At 69.8% G+C, this 17,178-nt stretch carries 15 protein-coding genes; 7 read left to right on the plus strand and 8 right to left on the minus strand.

Going from position 1 to position 17,178, the window contains the following annotated elements; genetic code table 11:
* A partial coding sequence (locus tag AOZ49_RS15215; protein ID WP_054476207.1) for a CYTH and CHAD domain-containing protein occupies nt 1-1,591 on the minus strand: 1,591 nt, incomplete at its 3' end.
* A gap of 374 nt (nt 1,592-1,965) precedes the next feature.
* On the opposite strand from AOZ49_RS15215, the gene AOZ49_RS31775 reads away from it, so the two are divergent.
* On the plus strand, nt 1,966-6,129 hold the full coding sequence (locus AOZ49_RS31775; protein ID WP_156355662.1) for an autotransporter domain-containing protein: 4,164 nt from the start codon (nt 1,966-1,968) through the stop codon (nt 6,127-6,129).
* 69 nt (nt 6,130-6,198) lie between these two features.
* On the opposite strand, the gene phnE (AOZ49_RS15225) is transcribed toward AOZ49_RS31775, so the two are convergent.
* From phnE (AOZ49_RS15225) to AOZ49_RS15250, 6 genes are all read right to left on the minus strand, one after another.
* A complete protein-coding gene (gene phnE, locus AOZ49_RS15225; protein WP_054428937.1) occupies nt 6,199-7,023 on the minus strand; it encodes a phosphonate ABC transporter, permease protein PhnE in 825 nt (274 codons plus the stop codon).
* Nucleotides 7,020-7,919: a phosphonate ABC transporter, permease protein PhnE gene (gene phnE, locus AOZ49_RS15230; protein ID WP_054428934.1), complete on the minus strand. Its 900-nt coding sequence runs from the start codon at nt 7,917-7,919 to the stop codon at nt 7,020-7,022. The genes phnE (AOZ49_RS15225) and phnE (AOZ49_RS15230) overlap by 4 nt, the downstream gene beginning before the upstream one ends.
* Nucleotides 7,919-8,689, minus strand: coding sequence for a phosphonate ABC transporter ATP-binding protein (gene phnC, locus AOZ49_RS15235; RefSeq protein ID WP_054476208.1), 771 nt, complete (start codon nt 8,687-8,689; stop codon nt 7,919-7,921). The genes phnE (AOZ49_RS15230) and phnC overlap by 1 nt, the downstream gene beginning before the upstream one ends.
* 5 nt (nt 8,690-8,694) lie before the next feature.
* Nucleotides 8,695-9,702 (minus strand): phosphate/phosphite/phosphonate ABC transporter substrate-binding protein, encoded by a 1,008-nt coding sequence (gene phnD / locus AOZ49_RS15240; RefSeq protein ID WP_054476210.1) that lies wholly within the window; start codon nt 9,700-9,702, stop codon nt 8,695-8,697.
* Nucleotides 9,703-9,910: 208 nt separating this feature from the next.
* Nucleotides 9,911-10,726 carry an IclR family transcriptional regulator gene (locus AOZ49_RS15245; RefSeq protein WP_054428930.1) on the minus strand — a complete coding sequence of 272 codons (816 nt, stop codon included), beginning with the start codon at nt 10,724-10,726 and terminating at the stop codon, nt 9,911-9,913.
* Nucleotides 10,727-10,736: 10 nt separating this feature from the next.
* Nucleotides 10,737-11,543 carry an HAD-IIB family hydrolase gene (locus AOZ49_RS15250; RefSeq protein ID WP_054428928.1) on the minus strand — a complete coding sequence of 269 codons (807 nt, stop codon included), beginning with the start codon at nt 11,541-11,543 and terminating at the stop codon, nt 10,737-10,739.
* Between the two features lie 147 nt (nt 11,544-11,690).
* Between AOZ49_RS15250 and ribBA the strand changes: the two genes are divergently transcribed.
* The 6 genes from ribBA to AOZ49_RS15280 all read left to right on the plus strand — a co-directional run bounded on the left by ribBA (nt 11,691) and on the right by AOZ49_RS15280 (nt 16,289).
* Nucleotides 11,691-12,866 carry a bifunctional 3,4-dihydroxy-2-butanone-4-phosphate synthase/GTP cyclohydrolase II gene (ribBA, locus tag AOZ49_RS15255; protein WP_054428927.1) on the plus strand — a complete coding sequence of 392 codons (1,176 nt, stop codon included), beginning with the start codon at nt 11,691-11,693 and terminating at the stop codon, nt 12,864-12,866.
* Between the two features lie 10 nt (nt 12,867-12,876).
* Nucleotides 12,877-13,407: a 6,7-dimethyl-8-ribityllumazine synthase gene (gene ribH, locus AOZ49_RS15260; protein ID WP_054476211.1), complete on the plus strand. Its 531-nt coding sequence runs from the start codon at nt 12,877-12,879 to the stop codon at nt 13,405-13,407.
* On the plus strand, nt 13,376-13,867 hold the full coding sequence (gene nusB / locus AOZ49_RS15265) for a transcription antitermination factor NusB (RefSeq protein ID WP_006391338.1): 492 nt from the start codon (nt 13,376-13,378) through the stop codon (nt 13,865-13,867). The genes ribH and nusB overlap by 32 nt, the downstream gene beginning before the upstream one ends.
* A 251-nt stretch (nt 13,868-14,118) precedes the next feature.
* Nucleotides 14,119-15,084 carry a thiamine-phosphate kinase gene (gene thiL / locus AOZ49_RS15270; RefSeq protein WP_054476219.1) on the plus strand — a complete coding sequence of 322 codons (966 nt, stop codon included), beginning with the start codon at nt 14,119-14,121 and terminating at the stop codon, nt 15,082-15,084.
* A gap of 135 nt (nt 15,085-15,219) precedes the next feature.
* Nucleotides 15,220-15,726 (plus strand): phosphatidylglycerophosphatase A family protein, encoded by a 507-nt coding sequence (locus AOZ49_RS15275; protein WP_054428925.1) that lies wholly within the window; start codon nt 15,220-15,222, stop codon nt 15,724-15,726.
* The gene (locus tag AOZ49_RS15280) at nt 15,723-16,289 is read left to right on the plus strand and encodes a CinA family protein (RefSeq protein ID WP_054428922.1); all 567 of its coding nucleotides are present in this window, start codon (nt 15,723-15,725) and stop codon (nt 16,287-16,289) included. The genes AOZ49_RS15275 and AOZ49_RS15280 overlap by 4 nt, the downstream gene beginning before the upstream one ends.
* Before the next feature lie 69 nt (nt 16,290-16,358).
* Here the strand turns inward: AOZ49_RS15280 and pyrF are convergent, their stop codons facing one another.
* Entirely contained in the window at nt 16,359-17,177 is an 819-nt protein-coding gene (gene pyrF / locus AOZ49_RS15285) for an orotidine-5'-phosphate decarboxylase (protein ID WP_054428920.1), read from the minus strand.
* Nucleotide 17,178: the final 1 nt, after the last annotated feature.

Below are 17,178 nucleotides of genomic sequence, written 5' to 3' on the forward strand. Positions count from 1 at the left end.
CCAGGCGCGCGCTGATCCAGCCCAGCGCGAACCAGGCCTGCGGATGCGTGGCCGTACACGACTCGTAGCAGTCCTTGGCGACGGCCAGGTCGTTGATCTCGCCCAGGATGTCCTGCACCCGCGACAGCAGCTTGCGGTAGCCGCGCAGCTTGGTCGGCGGCAACAGCGATTCGGCGAAGGCCAGGCTGTAGCGCAGGCGCTTGCCGCGCTTGCGCAGGTCGTGGCGGGTGGGGATGTCGAGCGCGGCGAACTGGGTGCCCTGGTCGGCCACCTTGCTGTGCCAGCGATGCAGGCGCCGCGCCAGCTGCTTGTGCAGCTGCCGCGCGTCGGGCTCGGGCGCCAGCATCGGGATGATGGTGGGCTTGACGCTGGGACCGGCGACGCCGCCTTCCAGGCGGATGGCTGGTTCGGGCGCGACGTCGCTGGGCATGCCGTTGGCGATCGGCAGGCCGTCGCTGGTCGGCACCGCGGGCGGCACGTCCAGGCTCCATTCCAGCAATTCCAGCAGCCAGGCCTGGAAGGCCTTGCCGCCGGCGATGGCGCGGGCGTCCTGTTCGGGCGGCGCCGCTTCCATGGGGATGACCGGCATGCCGGCGCGCATCAGCGCGGGGGCCACGGTTTCGTTCAGCACGTCCTGGTCGCGGTTGGCGCCGAAGGCGGCGAAGTGCGCGCGCACGCCCTGCATGATGGCGTCGGGGACCGGCGCGATCCAGCCGTCGAACAGCTTCCAGCCCGAGCGCAGGCGGCGGATGCCGACGCGCAGCTGGTGCACGTGTTCGGAGTTGCCGGCGCGGTACACGCCTTCGGTGTCGACCTCGGCCAGCACCGCGGCGTTGCGCGCGATCTGGTCCAGGCATTCGGCGGCGATGCGGCCCATGGCCTGGGGCGCGGTCATGTCTTCGCGCAGCTTGACGGCGGCGGCGCCGCGCGGCGCCCAGAACTGGGCGATGGCCTGGGCGCGGCGGCTGTCGAGGTCGTCGCCGGGGATGGCGTCAACGTCGGCCAGGCGCTGCGCCAGCTGGGCCAGCGCGTCGCCGCGCTCGGACTTGCTGCGCGGGTCCAGCACCAGGCTGTGGCGCTGCTGCCAGCCGCGCGCGACCGCGAAGATGGCGGCGGGGCGGCCCGAGACCAGTTCGAATTCGAGTTCGGAGATCGGCAGCTCCAGCGCGCCGGCGCGCAGGATGCCGGTGTCATAGGCCAGCTCGACCGTGCCGTAGCGGGTGCGCACCTTGCGCAGCATGCGCTGCACGTCGGTTTCATAGCGCAGGCCGAGTTCGCCCTTGATGGCGGCCAGCGCGGCCTCGACTTCGGTGCCGGCGTAGACCGACAGGTCGAGCACGGGGCCGGGCCGCGGGTGGTTCAGTTCGATGCGGGTGATGGCGTTGATGCCGGGCATCTTGAGGGTCTGCACCCAGTCGCGGCCTTCCTGGCGCAGGCGAATGGCGATGCGGGCCTTGGCCAGTTCACGCTCGGGCGTGTCGAAGTACATCGCATGCAGGCGGATGCGCGTCGCCTCGCGTTGCTTGATCTCTCGCAGCACGGCCTGGCGGGAAGCCGTGGGCACGTGCAGTTTCAGTTCCTGTTCCGACATGGCGGCGGGTGTCCAACGGCAAAAGCCGAGATCTTAATCAAAGGGGGAGGGAGGTTTGATGACCGGTCATATTTATTTCACAAATGCTCGTTCGAGCATAGACCGGGTTGCGGTGCATCAACAATCGTCCGCAAGCCGTTCGACCGACATTCTGGGCGTTGATTGCGTCCGCTCAATTACCCAGTTTCAGTGATAGGCAAAGCGGGGTCGAACTTTTCTAATTGTAATTGGCGGGCCGGACGCTTTTCGCGGGGCCTCGAGATCCATTCGCGCCCGCCCCGGCACTGCCGGCGACGGGCCATGACAAGAAAGAAGAGAGGCCCATTAACCGCACCTATCGCATCGTCCAGAGCCGAGCCACGGGCCAGTGGTAGGTGGCCAGCGAGCACGCCCGGGGGCGGGCCAAGGGCGGGGCGCCCGCCATGGCGCTGGCGGCCGTCCTGGCGCTGGCCTGCGCCGTGCCCGCCGCGCAGGCGGTGGCCGGCGCGGCGGTGACCGGCGACGTGACGCCCGTGGTGAACTGGGGCGATGCCAATGACCTCATCGTCGGCAATACCGCGGCCGGTTCGCTGCAGATCGAACCCCCGGGGGCGGCCGTGCGCAGCGCCAGTGGGTGGCTGGGGTTGACGACGGGCGGCGTGGGCACGGCGAAGGTCTCGGGCCTGGGCGCGTACTGGATCATGAACGGCAGCCTGGTCGTCGGCGCCAGCGGCAGCGGCACGCTGACGCTCGCCAACCACGGCTCGGTCACGGTGGGCGCGAATGGCCAGGGGTTTGCCGAGCTGGCCCGCAATCCCGGCGCGGTCGGCGTCATCAACATCGGCAGCGCGCCCGGCAGCGTGTCCACCGATGCCGCGGGCGTGCTGGACGTGGCGGAGGTCCGCTTTGGGGCGGGCAGGGGCACGCTGAACTTCAACTCGGTGAGCACGGTGCTCTTCAGTTCGGCGCTGGTCAGCAGCGCGGCGGGCCGCCACCAGCTCAATCATTACGCCGGCATCACGCAATTGCTGGGCGACAGCGCGCGCTTCAACGGCGATACCACCGTCAGCGGCGGCGAACTGCGGATCCTCAACGTACTGGGCACGGAGGAAGGGCGGATCGATGCCGGCGTGGCGGCCGGCGCCACGGCCAGGGTCAAGGTATCCAATTCCGGGTCGACCTGGGCCCTCACCGGCAATCTGTTCGTCGGCGGCGCCGGGCCTGCTGAATTGAGCGTCTCCAACAGCGGCACGGTCTCGAACCAGTTCGCCACGGTCGATGCGCTGCAGAACGGCGTGGCGACAGTGACGGTGGCCGATGCCGGGTCGCTCTGGAGCAATCGCGCGGCGCTGCTGGTCGGGTCGGAAGGCGGGCAGGGCCGCGTATCGATCCTGGCTGGCGGGTATGTGACCAGCAACGACGGCTACATCGGGCGCAACCAGAATGGCAGCGGGACCGTCAACGTGTCGGGATCCGGTTCGGCCTGGGTCAACGGCGGCATGCTGCGGGTGGGCGATGTGTCGGGTCGGGGCGTGCTGAACATCGGCGCGGGCGGCCTGGTGTCGAACACCGACAGTTTCGTGGGCAGCGTGGGCGGCAGCGGCGATGTGGTGGTCAGCGGCGCCGGCGCGACCTGGAACAATGCCGGCGCGATGAACCTGGGGTTCGGTCTGGGCGCAGGCGCCGGCACGCTGACCATCGCCGACGGCGGCAGCGTCAATGTCGGCGTGGGCGGCAACGGCACCGTCTCGCTGGTCAACGGCGCGATATTCCCGTTCGGCGGCTCGGGCACGCTGAACATCGGCGCGCCCGTGTCCGAGCCGGCGGCGGGCGCCGGCACGCTCAATGCGGCCGCGCTCGAGTTCGGCGCCGGCCGCGCCACGCTGAACTTCAACCATACCGACACGGCCTATCGCTTCGCGACGCGGCTGTCGAGCGTGGGCAGCGGCATCCACGGCCTGAACCAGGTGGCCGGCACCACCCTGCTGACGGGCGCCAATGGCGCCTTCCTGGGCAAGACCACGGTGTCGGGCGGTCGGCTGGTGGTGCTGGGCCAGTTGGGCGGGGCGGCGGAAGTGACGGGCGGGACGCTGCAATACGGCGATGGCGGCGTTGGCGCGGCCAACCGGGTGGCGGCCGATCTGAAAGTGTCGGGCGCCGGCAGCACGCTGGCGCTGCGGGGGCCGGCGACGCTGGCGGTGTCGGGGGAACTCGACATGGCGGACCACACGGTGCTGGACATCATGGCGGGCGGGAACGTGCCGCTGCGCGCCAACATCGTCACGCTCGGCGCCGACGTGACCTTCCGGCTGGGCGGCATTGCAAGCACGACCCTTACCGATGTCGTGCTGATCGACGCCGCCACCGCCATCAACGGCGACTTCGCCACGCTGAGCACCGGCGGCTTCGCTGGCGCGGTGGATTATCTGAGCGTCAACACGCGCAAGTCGGCCGACAGCCGCCAATACCTGGCCAGCTACGGCCTGACCTGGACCGCCGGCAACAGCCTGGCGCATGGCACGTTCACGCTGGCCAACGCCACGGATCGGTTCACGGTGGGCGCGGCGCTGGCCGACCAGGCCGCCAACGCCGCGACCGGCTGGAACGGCACGACGCTGACCAAGGCCGGCGCCGGGACGCTGGTGTTGAGCGGCGCCAACACCTATAGCGGCGGCACGCGCGTCACGGGCGGCGCGCTGGAGGTCGAGCGCGACGCCAACCTCGGCGCTGCCGCGGGCGGCCTGGCACTCGAGGGCGGCGGCATGCTGGCGACCACCGCGACGTTCGATACGGCGCGCGCCGTTACCGTGACGCAGTCGGGCGGCTTCGACGTGGCCGCCAACACCACGCTGGGCCTGACCGGTGCGCTGTCGGGCAGCGGCGACCTGATCAAGGCCGGCGAGGGCGTGCTCGACCTGAAGGGCGACGGTTCCGGCTTCACCGGCCGCACGCTCGTCAATGGCGGCCGGCTGGCGATCAACGGCCGGCTGGGCGGTTCGTTCACGGTGGCCGATGGCGGCGTGCTGGGCGGCAATGGCACGATCGGCGCTGGCGTGGGGTCGAGGGTCACCGTGGCCAATGGCGGCGTGTTGTCACCGGGCAATTCGATCGGCATGCTGACCATCGACGGCGACCTGGTGATGCAGCCGGGGGCGCGTTATCTGGTCGAGGCCGACCCCGCGGGCGGCAGCGCCGACCGCGTCCACGTCACCGGCAACGCCACGCTCAACGGCGGTTCGGTCGTGCACATCGGCGCCAGCGGCAACTACGGTCTGCGCGCCAGCTACACGATCATGGAAGTGGACGGCACGCTGTCCGGCCGCTTCGATACCGTGTCGTCCGATTTCGCGTTCCTCACGCCCAGCCTGGACTACGACTACGGCGCGGGCCGCGTGTCGCTGAACCTGGCGCGCAACCAGGCCGGCATGGCGTCGAAGGGCGCGACGCGCAATCAGCGCGCCGCGGCCGCGGCCATCGACAGCATCGGCCTGGCCGGCGGGCATGCGCTGTATGACGCCGTCGTGCGCCTGCCGGACGATGCGGGCGCGCTGCGAGCCGGCTTCGATCAGTTGTCCGGCGAGCTGCACGCCTCGGCCAAGACCTTGCTGCTGCAGGACAGCCGTTACCTGCGCGACGCCATGAGCGGCCGCCTGCGCGCGGCCGCCGGCAACGGCACCGGTCCCGCGCCATTGGTGGCGGCGCTCGGCGGCGGCGCGCCATTGCCGGCCGACCTGAACGGGCCCGCCAGCTGGATCCAGGGCACGGGCAGCTGGAGCCGGATCGACGGCGACGGCAATGCCGCCCGCGCCAAGAGTCCGACCGGCGGCTTCCTGATGGGAGTCGACGCGCCGGTCGGCGACGCCTGGCGGCTTGGCCTGATGGCGGGCTACAGCCGCACCGACTTCGACGTCAACGACCGCGCGTCGTCCGGCCACAGCGACAACTACCACCTGGGCGCCTACGGCGGCGGCCAATGGGGCGCGTGGGGCCTGCGCGGCGGGCTGGCCTATAGCTGGCACGACATCGCCACGCGCCGCTCGGTCGCCATGCCGGGCTTGGCCGACCGCCTCAAGGCCAGCTATGACGGCGGCACCGCGCAGGCCTTCATCGACCTGGGGTATCGCATCGAGATGGCGGCCGTCGCGCTCGAACCGTTCGCCAGCCTGGCCTACGTCAACCTGCGCACCGACGGCTATCGTGAAAGCGGCGGCCCCGCCGCGCTGCACGCCAGCGGGCAGACCACCGAGACCCGCTTCACGACGCTGGGCCTGCGGGCCGCGTCCGGCTTCGCGTTGGGCCGGGCGCAGGCCATGGCGCGCGGGTCGCTCGGCTGGCGTCATGCGCTGGGCGACGTCACGCCGGTGACGACGCAGGCCTTCTCGGCCGGCGACGCGTTCACGGTGGCGGGCGTGGCCATCGCCCGTGACAGCGCGGTGATCGAGGCGGGCCTGGATCTGCAGGTCACGCGCAGCACCAGCTTCGGCCTGGCCTACCAGGGGCAGTTAGCCAGCGCGGCGCGGGATCATGGGGTGCGGGCCAATCTCGCGATCCGCTTCTGATGCGTCCCGCGCGGGCAAAAAAAACCGCCCGTTGCCAGGCGGCGCAAAGGAACGTCGTTTGCGGGCGCGTCAGAGGATGCGCTTGCGCGCCTGGGTGATGAGGATCTCGGCCAGCACCACCACCACGAAGATGGCGGCCAGCACCAGCGCGACGCGGTCCCACTGGAACAGGTTGAGCGCGGTGTCCAGCGCCATGCCGATGCCGCCGGCGCCGACCAGGCCGAGCACGGCGGATTCGCGCACGTTGATGTCCCAGCGTAGCAGCACGATGGACCAGAACGCCGGGCGGATCTGCGGCCAGTAGGCGTACCAGATCACCGAGGCCTTGCTGGCGCCGGTGGCGGTGACGGCCTCGATCGGGCCGCGCTGCGCTTCCTCGATCGCTTCGCCCACCAGCTTGCCGACGAAGCCGATGGAGCGGAACGCGATGGCCAGCGTGCCGGCCAGCGCGCCGGGGCCGAAGATGGCGATGAACAGCAGCGCCCAGACCAGCGAGTTGACCGAGCGGCTGGACACCAGGACCAGGCGCGCGAGCATGTTGATGGTCTTGCTGGGCGTGAGGTTGTTGGCCGCCAGCAGGCCCACGGGCACCGCCATGATGACCGACAGGATGGTGCCGAGCGTGGCGATGTGCAGGGTCTCGATCAGCGCGTCGTGCACGCCGCCGCGATAGTGGGCCCAGTCCACCGGCCACATGCGCTGGAACAGGTCGGCCATCTGCTCGGGCGCGTCGTACAGGAACTCCGGGATGACCTCGACGCCGCGGATGGCCTGCACGATGGCGGCCACCAGCAGCAGGTAGAGGGCGAAGCGCAGCAGCCGCTGGCCCAGGCTGTAGCGGTGCCAGACGCGCGGCGCGTTGGCGGTGGGCAGGGTGGGGGCGTGCGTGTTCATTTGTCCGCCTCCGTCTTGCGCGCGGCCCGGTAGGCCGCCTTGGAGGCGCTGGAGCCCAGGCCGCGGGCGCCGGCGAAGCGGCCCTGCAGGATGCGGTCGAAGCCCAGGTTGTCCAGGAACACGGCGCGCACGAAGCCCGCCAGGATCTCGCCCAGCATGATGATGGCGATCAGGGTCAGCAGGATGGCGCTGACGAAGTCGTAGTCGAAGCGCTGGAAGGCCGAGAACAGCGTGCCGCCCACGCCGCCGGCGCCGACGATGCCGACCATGGTGGAGTTGCGCAGGTTCGAGTCGAACTGGTAAGTGGCAAAGCCGATGAAGCGCGCGAACACCTGCGGCAGCACGCCGAAGGCGAGCACGTTGGCGAACGAGGCGCCGGTGGCGCGCACCGCTTCGACCTGCTTGAGCGAGATTTCCTCGATGGCCTCGGTGAACAGCTTGCCGATGAAGCCGATCGAGGCCACCGTCAGCGCCAGGATGCCGGCCAGCGCGCCAAAGCCCACGGCCTTGACGAACAGGATGGCGACGATCACCGGATGCAGGGCGCGGCACAGCGCCACGAGCGAACGGGCCGGCCACGAGACCCACGCCGGCATCAGGTTGCGCGCGCCCAGCAGGCCCACGGGCAGCGCGAACAGGATGCCCAGCACCGAGGCCAGCACGGCGATCTCCAGGCTTTCGGCGATGCCCTTCCACAGCGTGGCGGGCTTCTCGAAATTGGGCGGGAACATGCGCGCCAGGAAGGTCGAGGCGTGGCCCATGCCGCTTTCGAAGCGGGCCCAGCTGAAGTCCAGCTGCGCGGCCGCGTAGACCGTGTACAGCACCAGCAGCAGCACGCCGGCCTTGGCGCGGCCGGACAGCGCGAAGGGCCGCGGGTGGGACGGACGAGGAGTCATTACGCCAGCCAAGACTCGCCTCCGTAGATGGTCTTGAGCATGGTGGCGTCCAGGCCGTGGCCGTCGCCGTCATAGACCACGTGGCCGCCCGACATGCCGACGATGCGGCCGGCGTAGCGCCGCGCCAGTTCGACGTCATGGATGTTGACGATCACGGGGATGCCGCTGGCGTCGCCCTGCGCCGCCAGCAATTCCATGATCTCGACCGAGGTCTTGGGGTCGAGCGACGAGGTCGGCTCATCGGCCAGCAGCAACTGCGGGCGCTGCATCAGCGCGCGGGCGATGCCCACGCGCTGGCGCTGGCCGCCCGACAGGGCGTCGGCGCGCTGGTCGGCGAAGCCCGCCAGGCCCACGGTATCGAGCAGCTGGTAGGCGTGCTCGATATCGTCGGGCTCGAAGCGGCGGGTCCAGGCCTTGAAGGCGCCGGTGTAGCCCAGCCGTCCGGTCAGCAGGTTTTCCATCACGGTCAGGCGTTCGACCAGGTTGTATTCCTGGAACACCATGCCGATGCGCCGGCGCGCGCGCCGCAGCGACGCGCCACGCACCCGGGCCAGGTCGACCGCGCCGTCGCCGGACTCCAGCACGATCTCGCCGCGGGTCGGCTCGATCAGCCGGTTGATGCAGCGCAGGAGCGTGCTCTTGCCGGTGCCCGAGGGGCCGATGATGGCGGTCAGGCCGCGTCCCGCGATCTGCAGGTCGATGCCGTTCAGTACCGGCCGGCCGGCCCGGTATTCCTTGACCAGGCCGGAAATGCGTAGCGACGTCGTCATGCTGATTACTTCTTGCTCTTGGCGGATTCGCGGTCGTAGGCGGCGCGGTTGAAGCTTTCGCCGCCGGATTCGGCGACCTGGCGCACGATGGCCCAGTCCTTCTGGTAGGTCACCGGATAGAAGCGGTCGGCGCCGTCGAAGGCCTTGGACATCTCGGCCGGGAAGCGGTAGTCGTAGAAGCACTTGAGCATCTGGTCGCGGAACTTCGGCTCCAGGTCATGCGCGTAGGCGAACGACGAGGTGGGGAATTTCTCGCTCTTGTAGATGACGCGGAAATCGGCTTCCTTGACCTGGCCGCGCTCGATCATGCGCTTGAACACGTCCGAGGCCACGGCGGCGGCGTCGTAGTCGCCCGAGTTCACGCCCATGACGGACTGGTCGTGCTTGCCCGAGAACACCACCTTGTAGTCCTTGTCGGGCGTCAGGCCTTCCTTGGGGAACAGCGCCACGGGCGCCATGTGGCCGGAGTTCGACGACGGCGCGGTGTGCGCCAGCTTCTTGCCCTTGAGGTCGGTGAGCTTCTGGTAAGGGCTGTCCTTCTTGACGATGACGATCAGGTTGTAGCCCTGGAAGCCGTCGGCGTAGCCCTTGACGGCGAACGGCACCGCGCCGGCGATGTTCACGGCGAAGGCGGTGGGGCCGGTGGAGAAGCCGCCCACGTGCAGGCGGCCCGAGCGCATGGCCTCGATCTCGGCGGCGTTGCTCTGCACCTGGTAGAACACCACGCGCTTGCCGGTGCATTCGGACAGGTGCTTGGTGAACGGCTTGAAGATGTCTTCGTACACCGCCGGGTCTTCCACCGGGGTGTAGGTGAACACCAGGGTCGACGGCGTCTTGAGCTTGGCCGGATCGGTGGGCGTGTCGGCCACCAGGTCCTTGTTGGCGTCGCAGTACATCTGGTCCAGGTCGCCCCGGTTCGGGCAGGTGTCGGCGGCGTGGGCGGTGGACGCCCCGAACGCGCCGAACGCGAGCGCGGCCAGCGAGGCCGCTTGCAGGTGACGCAATGCGCGCATCGTATGTCTCCTCTTATAGGTCTGAATATGACTGGTAACTGAATTCAAACATACAAGCGGGGGACGGACACTTGGGAAAGTCCCTGCCTTTTTTTTTCGGGATTTGTTCGTTTTGTTCGCTTGGGATTCGTTTCTGCGCGAACGAGGCGACGGCCCGCGGGCGGATCGGGAGATCCGCCGCGGGGCGTGGGTCAGGCGGGGAGAAAGGTCAGGCGCGGTAGCCGAGCTTGCGCGAGATTTCCTGCGCGCAGGCCAGCAGGGGGCGGGCGATGGCGCCGTCCCAGGACACGTCGAACAGGCCGGTGGGGCCCAGGCTGGTCAGCGCCAGCACGATGTTGCCGGTGTTGTCGAATACCGGCACCGACAGGGCGTCGACGCCCGGCAGCGGGTTGCCCAGGGCGCGCGCCATGCCGTGCACGCGGATGTCGGCCAGTTGCGCCTCGATGTTGGCGCGGGTGGCCTTGCGCGGCGGCGGCACGCTGGCGATGACGGCGGTGTCGCCTTCCTCGCGGGCGATGTAGTGCTCGCTGACCTTGGGCGGCAGCCAGGCCGCGAACACCAGGCCGGTGGCGGTGTGCAGCATGGACATCACGGTGCCCTTGCGCATGTTCACGTGCACCGGGTAGCTGGCCTCGGTCATGTGGATCATGGTGGGGCCGTGCGAGCCCAGCACCGCGATCCCCAGGGTGTGGCCGATCTCGGATTGCAGCTTGGCGATCTCGGGCATGGCGATGCGCACCGGATCCAGCCGCTGCAGGCTGACCAGTCCCATCTGCAGGGCGAACGGCCCCAGCTCGTACTGGCCGGTGATGCTGTCCTGCTGCACCAGGCCGACGCGGATGAAGCTGACCAGGTAGGGGTGGGCCTTGGCCGAGGTCATGCCGGCGCCGGCGGCCAGGTCGCGCAGCGTCAACGGCTTGGCGGCGTCGACCAGCGCGGCCAGCAGCGGCACGCCGACTTCGATGGACTGGATGCTGCGGCGGCCGTCGTTGGCGGCGGGGGCGGCGGGTTTGGTGGTGGCCACGGTGCGTGCCTCAGGCGGTGACGGCGCGGGCGGCCAGCAGGCGGTCGGCCATCTCGGTGAAGCCGGCGCCGCCATGGAACGCGGCCACGTAGGCGGGCCGGCGCGTCAGGCGGTGCAGCTGCGACTGGATGTTGGCCACGCCGACCGAGACCGGGAAGTAGGCGAACATCGGTTCGTCGTTGGGCGAGTCGCCGATGAAGAGCGTGCTGTCGAGCGCGCTGGCCACGTCGATGCCGAATTCGCGCTGGAACAGGGTGCGCGTCATGGTCAGCTTGTCGTAGTCGCCGAACCAGCCGTTGACGTGGATGGAGCTGACCTTGGCCTGGGCGCCGGCGTCTTCGAAGATGCGCACGATGCGGCCGATGTCGGCCTCGGGCAGGGGCGGCACGTCCTCGCAGAAGTCGATGGCCAGGTCGGCCACGCGGTAGTCCTGGTCGCTGGCGACGGCGGCGCCGGGCACCTCGGCCAGCACCCGGTCGCGGATGGCGTCCAGCTGCTTGCGGCTGGCCTGGCGCGAGGCCGCGTCGGTCCAGTAGTGCGTGACCATGCGGCGCGCCTGGCGGTCGTAGGCGTAGTAGAACGCGCCGTTCTCGCCGACCACCGCGCGCACCGGCCACATGCGGGCGATGTGGTCGCACCAGCCGGCCGGGCGGCCGGTGATCGGCACCACCTGGATGCCGGCCTGTTCCAGGCGTTCCAGGGCGGCGTAGGCGTCGGCCGGCAGCCGGCCTTCGGTGGTCAGGGTGTCGTCGATGTCGGTGAGCACGACGCGGATCCCCGCCGCGACGGTCGAAGGCATGGCCGCAAGGGCTTGCATGGCGTTTTTCCTTGGTTTTATGGGGTGTTCTCCGGCCGAAAGTTTAACCGGACGGCCCTGTTTGGGCGGGGGCGGCGCGGTCCGGTAGGGGATATGGCGCCAGGGGCGGTAAAATCCGGGCTTTCCCGCCTGGTTTGCGTGCCCGCCATGTCCGTCCAGTTGTCCCCGTTGCCCGGCTCCGAGCCGGAATCCTTCGATATCGCCTCGGTCGCCGAGATCATCGCCGAGCTGCGCGCCGGCCGCATCGTCATCCTGGTTGACGAGGAAGACCGTGAAAATGAAGGCGACCTCGTCATGGCCGCCGAATTCGTCACGCCCGAAGCCATCAACTTCATGGTCACCCACGGCCGCGGGCTGGTGTGCCTGACCCTGACCGAAGAGCGCTGCCGCCAGCTGGACCTGCCCCTGATGGCGGCCCGCAACGGCACGCGATACGGCACCAATTTCACCCAGTCGATCGAGGCCGCCGAAGGCGTCGAGACCGGCATTTCGGCCGCCGACCGCGCCCGCACCATCCAGGTGGCGGTGGCGCGCGACGCCAAGCCGTCCGACCTGGTCCAGCCCGGCCATATCTTCCCGGTACGCGCCGTGCCCGGCGGCGTGCTGGTGCGCGCCGGCCACACCGAGGCGGGCTGCGACCTGACCGCCATGGCCGGCCTGACCCCGGCCGCCGTGATCTGCGAGATCCTCAAGCCGGACGGCACCATGGCGCGCCTGCCCGACCTGGTCGAATTCGCCCGCGAACACGGCCTGAAGATCGGCACCATCGCCGACCTGATCCAATACCGCAGCGAGCACGAATCCATCGTCAAGCGCGTCGGCAAGCGCAGCATGCAGACCGCCTGGGGCACGTTCGAGGCCGTGGCCTACGAAGACGCGGCCACCGGCTCGGCCCACCTGGCGCTGGTGCATGGTACCGTGACGCCTGACGTCGAGACCCTGGTGCGCGTGCACGAGCCGGCCTCGGTGCTGGACGTGCTGGATACCGGCGCCAGCCCGCACAGCTGGGGCGTGGCGCAGGCCCTGCAGACCATTTCGCAGGCGCCGGCCGGCGTGCTGGTGCTGATGAACTGCCAGTCCTCCACCGAACACCTGTTCGCGCAGATCGCCGGCTGGAACGACCCCAAGGCCAATGCCAACCCCGCCAACGCCGACCGTTTCGGCCTGCGCACCTACGGCATCGGCGCCCAGATCCTGCGCGACCTGAACGTGGGCCAGATGAGGCTGCTGGCCCGGCCGCGCAAGATGCCCAGCATGGCGGGCTTCTCGCTCACCATTACGGGTTACGATTGCGACCCTCTGAACACTCCCGCAACACACTGAAGGCCGACACATGAACCCTTACATCCTTACCCCCGACCTGAACGGCGAAGGGCTGCACATCGGCATCGTACGCGCCCGCTTCAACGAAGAGATCGGCCAGGCCGAGCTCGAAGCGTGCCTGAAGGAACTGGCCGAACTCGGCGTGGACGAGCGCGACGTGATGGTCGCCACCGTGCCCGGCGCCCTGGAACTGGGCGTGGCCCTGTCGCACATGGCCGAGACGTTCGAGTTCGACGCCCTGATCGCGCTGGGCGCGGTCATCCGCGGCGAGACCTATCACTTTGAAGTGGTCAGCAACGAAATGGCCACTGCTATCACCCGCATCTCCCTCGAGACCGGCATTCCGGTCGCCAACGGCGTGCTGACCGTGGGCACCGACGAGCAGGCGCAAGCCCGCGCCGCCGGCAAGGGCCGCGACTGCGCCCAGGTGGCCGTCGAAATGGCCAACCTGGTGGCGGCCCTGGAGCCCGAGGAAGAAGACGAAGACGACGAAGACGAGGACGAAGATTTTGACGACGAAGAAGACGACGACCAGCGCTGATAGCGCGGCGCAAGCCCGCGCCAACGCCCGCAGCGCGCGCCGCCGTGCGCGCGAATTCGCGCTGCAGGGCGTGTACGCGTGGCTGCTGCGCGGCGGCGAAGGCACGCAGGACGCCGGCGAGATCGACGCCCACCTGCGCGACACCGAGGAATTCTCCGAGGCCGACGCGCAGTGGTTCAAGACCTTGCTGCATGGCGTCCTGCGCGAAGCGCCCGCGCTGCGCGAGCGTTTCACGCCCTACGTCGACCGCCCGCTGGCCGAGTTGTCGCCGGTCGAGCATGGCATCCTGCTGATCGGCAGCTTCGAACTGATCCATCATGTCGAAGTGCCGTACAAGGTCGCCATCAATGAAGCCGTGGAACTGGCCAAGTCGTTCGGCGGCACCGACGGCTTCAAGTTCGTCAACGGCGTGCTCGACAAGCTGGCTGCGGACGTGCGCGCGCACGAGATTAAGAAGTAGATACCCCCCCCGAAGCGCTGCGCGCTTCCCCCCCCAGGGGGGCGCCGCTGCGGACCGGCGGAGCCGGATCCGCGCGGCCCGGGTCTGGGGAGGCCTATTTCATTTGGGGAGCCCATTTTTTGGGGTGAGCTTCCTGGGGCAAGCTTCCTATTGCGGTGAGCTTTCCCTCGTTCCTTTGGCGATCCTTCCTTTGGAGCGGGGCTCCTGTTTGGGAGTCAATACCGGCTGTTGCGCCGGACTGCGGAGTTGTCGTGGCGTCCGAATTCGATCTGATCGCGCGCTATTTCACGCGCTCCGCGCCGGCGGGGCTGCTGGGCGTGGGGGATGACTGCGCGTTGTTTCCCGTGCCGCCCGGCGAACAGGTGGCCACCAGCGCGGATCTGCTGCTGGAAGGCCGGCATTTCTTTCCCGATGTCGATCCGAAGGCGCTGGGGCACAAGGCCCTGGCGGTGAACCTGTCGGATCTGGCCGCCATGGGTGCGCGGCCGATTGGTTGCGTGCTGGGGCTGGCGCTGCCGCGGCTGGATGAGCCTTGGCTGGCGGCGTTTGCCGACGGGTTCCATGCGCTGGCCGCGGTCCATGGCTGCCCGTTGATCGGCGGCGACACCACCCGCAGCGCCCATGACCTGGCCATCAGCGTGACCGTGTTCGGCGCCGTGCCGGCCGGCGCCGCGCTGCGCCGCGATGGCGCGCGGGCGGATGACGATATCTGGGTGTCCGGCGAGCTGGGCGCGGCCGACGTGGCCTATCGCCTGCTCGACGGACAGTACCCGGCCGACGCGGCGCGGCTGGCCGCGACCCGCGGCGCGCTGGAATGGCCCGAGCCGCAGGTGGCGCTGGGGCTGGCGCTGCGCGGCACCGCGCACGCCGCCATCGATATTTCCGACGGCCTGCTGCAGGACCTGGGCCATATCCTCGCGGCCAGCCGCGTGGGCGCGGTGCTGCGGGAAGACCGCATGCCCGTGGCCGCCGCGCTGGCCGGCATGCCCGCCGATCCGGTGCGCCGCGCCGTGCTGGGCGGCGGCGACGTCTACCAGCTTTGTTTCACCGCGCCGGCCGCCCGCCGCGACGCCGTGCTGGCCGCCGCGCAGGCGGTGGGCGCGCGCGTGACCCGGGTGGGCCGCATCGTGGCCCAGCCGGGATTGGCGGTGCTGGACGCCGACGGGCAAGCGCTGGCCCAGCTGCCCGCCGGTTTCGATCATTTCCCCGCGGCCTGAGCGGCCGCCGGCCTGGCGAGGCGCGTCGCCAAACCCTGGCACAATCGCTGCCACAGGCATCGCCTTCCACGCCGCCATTCCCCAGCCATCACCAGGCCCTCATCCATGCCGTCCTCTGCCCCCCATTCCCCGTCGATGCGCGAACGCTCGCGCGCGGTCTATCCCTCGCTGTCCTGGGTCTGCCGCGATCCCGGCCGGCTGATCGCCTTCGGCCTGGGCAGCGGCCTGATCCGGCCCGCCTCGGGCACCTGGGGCACGCTGCTTGCCTGGATCATCTGGGTCGCCGCCGCGCCGGCCGCTTCCGACCTGGCTATCGGCATCTTCCTGGCGCTGGCCTTCCTGTACGGCTGCTGGGCCTGCGACCGCGTCGGCCGCGAACTCCAGCAGCCCGATCATGTCGGAATGGTGTGGGACGAGATGGTGGCGTTCTGGCTGGTGCTGTGGCTGACGCCGGCCGGCTGGTTGTCGCAGGCGCTGGCGTTCGTGCTGTTCCGCACGTTCGACATCGTCAAGCCGCCGCCCATCAAGTTCTTCGATGCCCGCCTGAAGGGCGGTTTCGGGGTAATGTGGGACGATATCGTCGCGGCCGGATACGCCTTGCTGATCATGGCGCTGGCCGTGCGCACAGGAGTCTTGGGATGAACCAGCAACACGAAAGCACGCGGTCCAATCTGTCGGCCGAACAACTGGCGCAGGCCACCGCCTACGGCCTGGCCGAGCGGCTGGGCGATACCCTGCGGCGCCTGGGCCTGATCCTGGGCACCGCCGAATCGTGCACCGGCGGCCTGCTGGCCGGCGCCGTGACCGCGGTGCCGGGCTCCAGCGAATGGTTCGACCGCGGCTTCATCACGTACAGCAACGACGCCAAGGTCGCCGAGCTGGACGTGTCGCCGGATGCCTTGCATCACTTCGGCGCGGTCAGCGAACCGGTGGCGCTGGAGATGGCCAACGGCGTGCTGCTGGCGTCGCCGGCGGCGCAGGTGGCGGTGTCCACCACCGGCATCGCCGGCCCGGGCGGCGCCACGCCGGGCAAGCCGGTGGGCATGGTGTGCTTCGGCTTCGCGCAGCGCGTCGGCGACGGCATCAGCAGCCGCGCCGTCACCCACGTGTTCAGCGGCGACCGCGCGCAGGTGCGCCAGCAGGCGGTTGAATTCGCGCTGCGCGGCGTGCTGGAACTGCTGGGAGCGCCGGTCAACCGGCGTTGAAGAGGCCGCGCGTCATGGCGCGGCCCGGGAATATCGCGGCGGGGGCCGGGCGGCCCCCGCAAGCGGCGCTCAGCGCACCGCGTTGATGGCGTCGCGCAGGCCGCGCGCCGCCTTGCCGGCGGCTTCGCGCCAGTCGTCGCCGCCGCTGGCGTAGATGATGGCGCGCGACGAGTTGATCATCATGCCGTTGCGCGCGGCGTTGGCGCCGGCGTTGACCGTGGCGGTGATGTCGCCGCCCTGGGCGCCGATGCCGGGCACCAGCAGCGGCACCGCGTCGCCGATGCGCTGGCGCACCGCGGCCAGCTCGTTCGGGAAGGTCGCGCCCACCACCAGGCCGCATTGGCCGTTGGCATTCCACTTGTCGGCCACCAGCCCCGCCACGTGCAGGTACAGGGGCTCGCCGTTATCCATCTTGAGGAACTGCAGGTCCGAACCGCCGGGGTTGGAGGTGCGGCACAGCACGATCACGCCGCGGTCGCGCCAGGCCAGGTAGGGCTCGACCGAGTCCAGCCCCATGTACGGGCTGACCGTCAGCGCGTGCGCCTGATAGCGCTCGTAGGCTTCGCGGGCGTAGTTCTCGGCGGTGGAGCCGATGTCGCCGCGCTTGGCGTCCAGCACGATGGGCAGGTCGGGATGCTTGTCGCGGATGTGCTGGCACAGCGCTTCGAGCTGCTCTTCGGCGCGGTGCGCGGCGAAGTAGGCGATCTGCGGCTTGAAGCTGCAGGCGTACGGCGCGGTGGCGTCGACGATGTCGCGGCAGAACTGGAAGATCGCGTCCGGCTTGTCCTGCAGTTCGCGCGGGAAGCGCTGCGGGTCGGGATCGAGCCCGACTTGCAGGAGCGAGTTGCTGGTGGTCCAGGCGTGTTCGAGTCTTTGGAGGAAATTCATG

The organism is Achromobacter sp. 2789STDY5608615, from assembly GCF_001298995.1.
In the GTDB taxonomy this organism is placed as follows: domain Bacteria; phylum Pseudomonadota; class Gammaproteobacteria; order Burkholderiales; family Burkholderiaceae_B; genus Achromobacter; species Achromobacter insuavis.

Excerpts from the sequence above, each read along its gene's own strand:
- ribBA (WP_054428927.1), top strand. The coding sequence starts at position 11,691 with ATGTCCGTCCAGTTGTCCCCGTTGCCCGGCTCCGAGCCGGAATCCTTC.
- pyrF (WP_054428920.1), bottom strand. The coding sequence starts at position 17,177 with ATGAATTTCCTCCAAAGACTCGAACACGCCTGGACCACCAGCAACTCG.
- AOZ49_RS15275 (WP_054428925.1), top strand. The coding sequence starts at position 15,220 with ATGCGCGAACGCTCGCGCGCGGTCTATCCCTCGCTGTCCTGGGTCTGC.
- phnE (WP_054428937.1), bottom strand. The coding sequence starts at position 7,023 with ATGAACACGCACGCCCCCACCCTGCCCACCGCCAACGCGCCGCGCGTC.
- phnC (WP_054476208.1), bottom strand. The coding sequence starts at position 8,689 with ATGACGACGTCGCTACGCATTTCCGGCCTGGTCAAGGAATACCGGGCC.
- phnE (WP_054428934.1), bottom strand. The coding sequence starts at position 7,919 with ATGACTCCTCGTCCGTCCCACCCGCGGCCCTTCGCGCTGTCCGGCCGC.
- AOZ49_RS15250 (WP_054428928.1), bottom strand. The coding sequence starts at position 11,543 with ATGCAAGCCCTTGCGGCCATGCCTTCGACCGTCGCGGCGGGGATCCGC.
- phnD (WP_054476210.1), bottom strand. The coding sequence starts at position 9,702 with ATGCGCGCATTGCGTCACCTGCAAGCGGCCTCGCTGGCCGCGCTCGCG.
- ribH (WP_054476211.1), top strand. The coding sequence starts at position 12,877 with ATGAACCCTTACATCCTTACCCCCGACCTGAACGGCGAAGGGCTGCAC.
- AOZ49_RS15280 (WP_054428922.1), top strand. The coding sequence starts at position 15,723 with ATGAACCAGCAACACGAAAGCACGCGGTCCAATCTGTCGGCCGAACAA.